Origin of the sequence: Nocardia sp. (assembly GCF_025465275.1) — a bacterium.
Lineage (GTDB): Bacteria > Actinomycetota > Actinomycetes > Mycobacteriales > Mycobacteriaceae > Nocardia.
Genome location: NZ_JAODNK010000242.1, coordinates 1 through 3,250 on the forward strand (window position 1 = coordinate 1; position 3,250 = coordinate 3,250).

General features: G+C 61.8%; 3 protein-coding genes. 2 read left to right on the plus strand and 1 reads right to left on the minus strand.

Annotation, left to right across the window (positions count from 1 at the left end; genetic code table 11):
• On the plus strand, nt 1–1,257 hold a 1,257-nt coding region (locus tag JWN03_RS45395; protein ID WP_297629030.1), incomplete at its 5' end, for a type IV secretory system conjugative DNA transfer family protein.
• A 748-nt stretch (nt 1,258–2,005) separates the two neighbouring features.
• Nucleotides 2,006–2,875 (plus strand): G1 family glutamic endopeptidase, encoded by an 870-nt coding sequence (locus tag JWN03_RS45400; RefSeq protein ID WP_297629031.1) that lies wholly within the window; start codon nt 2,006–2,008, stop codon nt 2,873–2,875.
• A gap of 71 nt (nt 2,876–2,946) precedes the next feature.
• Here JWN03_RS45400 and JWN03_RS45405 read toward each other — a convergent pair.
• A partial coding sequence (locus tag JWN03_RS45405) for a hypothetical protein (RefSeq protein WP_297629032.1) occupies nt 2,947–3,250 on the minus strand: 304 nt, incomplete at its 5' end.

Below are 3,250 nucleotides of genomic sequence, written 5' to 3' on the forward strand. Positions count from 1 at the left end.
CTCTACGAAGCCGGTCTGCCCGTCACACTGGTTGACCCGCACGGCGACCTGGCGTCCCTGGTGCTCATGCATCTCGTGCAGACGGGTGCCTATAGCGATCCTGAGCAGTACAACCGCGTCGCCTACCTAGACATTGCAACCGCGGCAGCCCGTAAGCAGTATCTTCCGTTCAACTTCCTTGAACAGCCCTACGACGAGCACGCGATCGCAGAACTCGTTTCGGATGCGTGCAAGCGGGCCTGGCCGGAGCTGGCAACAGGGGCGCCCACCTTTGAGAACATCCTCAAGCACTCGGTTGTCGCTCTGCGGCAAAACCGACTACCGCTCACGGCCTTAGCAGACCTCCTCACCGACACGGCGTACCGCAACCAGCTCCTCGAGCAGGTCGACGACCCCCAGGTGGTGCGGTTCTTCAAAATGCGGATGGATCAGTGGGGGAGAGATGCCCCGCAGATGAAGGAGTCCACCCTCAACCGCGCTGACCTCCTGACGTTGACGCCGCTTCTCAGGCACAGCCTCGGCCATCGGAAGAACACGCTGAACTTCCGGGAGATCCTCGACCGCGGCAAGTCGGTCATCATCAACCTGGCCTTCCCATACCCCGATGCCCGCCGGCTCTTTGGATGCTTGCTGACGGTGGGCATGGAGAGCGCAGCCTTGGCGCGGGCCAACACCGACACGGCCTTTCGCGGACCCACGCACCACCTGATCCTCGATGAGTTCTCCCAGTTCACCGCCCAGAGCGAGCAAGCGTTGACCCGGATGCTCTCGGAGACCCGCAAGTACGGCCTCTTCTGCGTCATGGCTCACCAGAACTGGAGCCTGGCAGACGAGCGGCTGCGGGGGGCGCTACAGAACGTGGGGCTTGAGCTCATCTTCAAAGCTGGCCGGACGGATGCCGAGTACTCAGCGCGTCTCCTGGGCTGGGTCAACCCCATGGCGGTCAAGCACCGCATCCACAGCGAGGAAGCGGGGGAGCGGACGCATCCTGCCTACTTCCCTCTGCAGGAGCAGTGGGAACGGTACATCCAGCAGATCCAGTTCCTCGGGCAAGGCCAAGCCTTCGTTCGGTTGCCCGACGATTCCGTGCGCAAGGTGCGCACCCGGACGCTTCCGTCACTGACGATCCAGCGGGAGCAACTGCTCCAGGTGAAGGAGGAGTACCTGCGTCGGTACTTTGAACCCGGGCAGATGCAGGAGCGCAGACCCATGCCCCAGATGACGGCGCCTCGAATCCGTAGGGAACCTCCCAGCTGACAAGCATCTCGGGTTTGCGCCTCAAAGCCGGCGCGGGCAGGAGCCCCATGGACCTCGCTGACGCGAGGACTGATCTCTCCTGACGCCCTGAGCTTGACCCGGCCGCACTCAGCGTCAAGGGGTCCAGAACATCGTGTCCGCCCCTGCGGGGACGCTTCGCTCGTCCAAGATCTTCTGCCAGATCCCTTGACCCTGAGCCTCGGCGTCCGGGGCTGACGCTCAGACGCGGTGACGGGAACAGCGCCGTCACCCGCTCGACGGGCGCCAGAAGGGAGGCGAAGGGGGGGCATTTCGGCTCTTGTCGAGCGCCGCCCGACACAGCAGGCTTCCGCAGAGCCAACATGGGATGAGCAAACGGTCCCCTTCTCTTGCTCACGCGAGATTGCGGCAGGGGACAGTGAAGACGCTGGCTCCACGCCCTCATCGGGGGCGGGCAATCAGTCGGCCAGGGCAAGTCAGACAATGTTGCAGGAGACGTGGGACGCCTGGTGCCCGCTGCAAGCAATGCAGCTCCGCCAGATGGAGATCCTTGATGGCTCCCAGCCGGCGTGCGAGTCTGCGCACGCCGTCACTGCGAAGCTAACCCACCGACCTCGCAGTAAGGAGTGGCAGTTCTACCCACCGTGGTGCGCCGCCTCTGCCCACGGATACTCGTGTCCCGTGTTCAGCCTCATGAAATACAACTTGGTTGCCCATCGTGGACGTCGCTTAGTCCCCTCCGACGACAGGTGCTCAAGGGCACAAGGAGATGCTCTTCATGAAAACATGGCGAACAGTTGCGTCTGCTCTCTCCGCCATAGTGGTCGTGTCTTTTGCGTCCGCGCCTTCTGCGGTCGCCCAGCCAGCTCACGCGGCCGCGCACCTAGCCGTCAGCGCGGTAAACCAGGGCACATGGGCTGGTTATTCGGTGCACGTTCCGGCCACGGGTACACAGGTCGATGGCTCCTGGCACGTGCCGGAGGTGAGCTGCGGCCCGAGCTCCGGAATGCCGTTTGAGGCGTTCCTGAGCAGTCGGGCGGCGCCCTGGATCGGATTTTGGGGCAAGGACTGGACGAACGCCAGGAAGACGTGGATAGCGCAGATCGGCACGAGCTCAAGCTGCCACTCGGGGAGGAGCCAATACGAAGCTGTTGCAGAGATGTTCCACGAGGGTTCAGGCGGTGATTATGGAATCCATCATCTGTTCTGGGTCAAACCCGGTGATCATGTCAAGGCCTCCGTTACGTACGTTGGCCGCCGGCCCGACTCGCGGTTACTGTTCAACCTGGGAATCGATGACATTGATGCGACCAGTCGTGGAGAGCCGGGGACCTTCAGGGCGATAGCGTTGACCACACCGAACGAAGCGGAGGACAACGCCACCTATCATGCTGGCTGTATCGTAGAGAGTGATCCCGCGCACGATGTCAACTGGCCGTTTAGGGCCGGCGGGCTAGCTCAGTTTCAGGCGCCGATCCTATTTGCCCCATGCCACTTTAACGGTCGCGCCCTCGGTGTTTGGCCGGGCCAGACGGATTGGGAAATGGTACGCAGTTCCACCGACGACCCGCTGGAATACCTGGCCACAGTCCAGTATTCCGGGGATCACCTAACCGTAACGTGGAGAAACTGGGAGTAGGGCGCCGTACTGACCGCAACTAGATGCGCAGTGAATCCTAGAGTTCCCACTGCGGCAGCCTTGCGCCGCCATCATCTCCCGACGCCTGGCTTCCCGTCGGCAATCGGGTTGTTACCTTGCCCGGGGTTTTCGCCTTTTGCGCGGCCACTCTCCTTGTCTGTCCTTCCGGCTTGCAAGAATGCCCGTATACCGAAAAAAGCTGCAAGGAGGAGGAAGGCAAGTAGAATGCAGTTAAGACCGAACTGAGTCGGCGTCAGGGGTTGATGCCCATCTCCAACGCAGGGTCCTTCCATGTTGCAAAGCGTCGTGGAATAAAATGAACTGATGATGGCGTATCCGAAATACAGGGCCAGCATTGAAGACAGTGTCAAGACG

Bases quoted from the DNA above. Each gene is read 5' to 3' on its own strand.
- JWN03_RS45400 (WP_297629031.1), top strand. From the start codon at position 2,006: ATGCTCTTCATGAAAACATGGCGAACAGTTGCGTCTGCTCTCTCCGCC.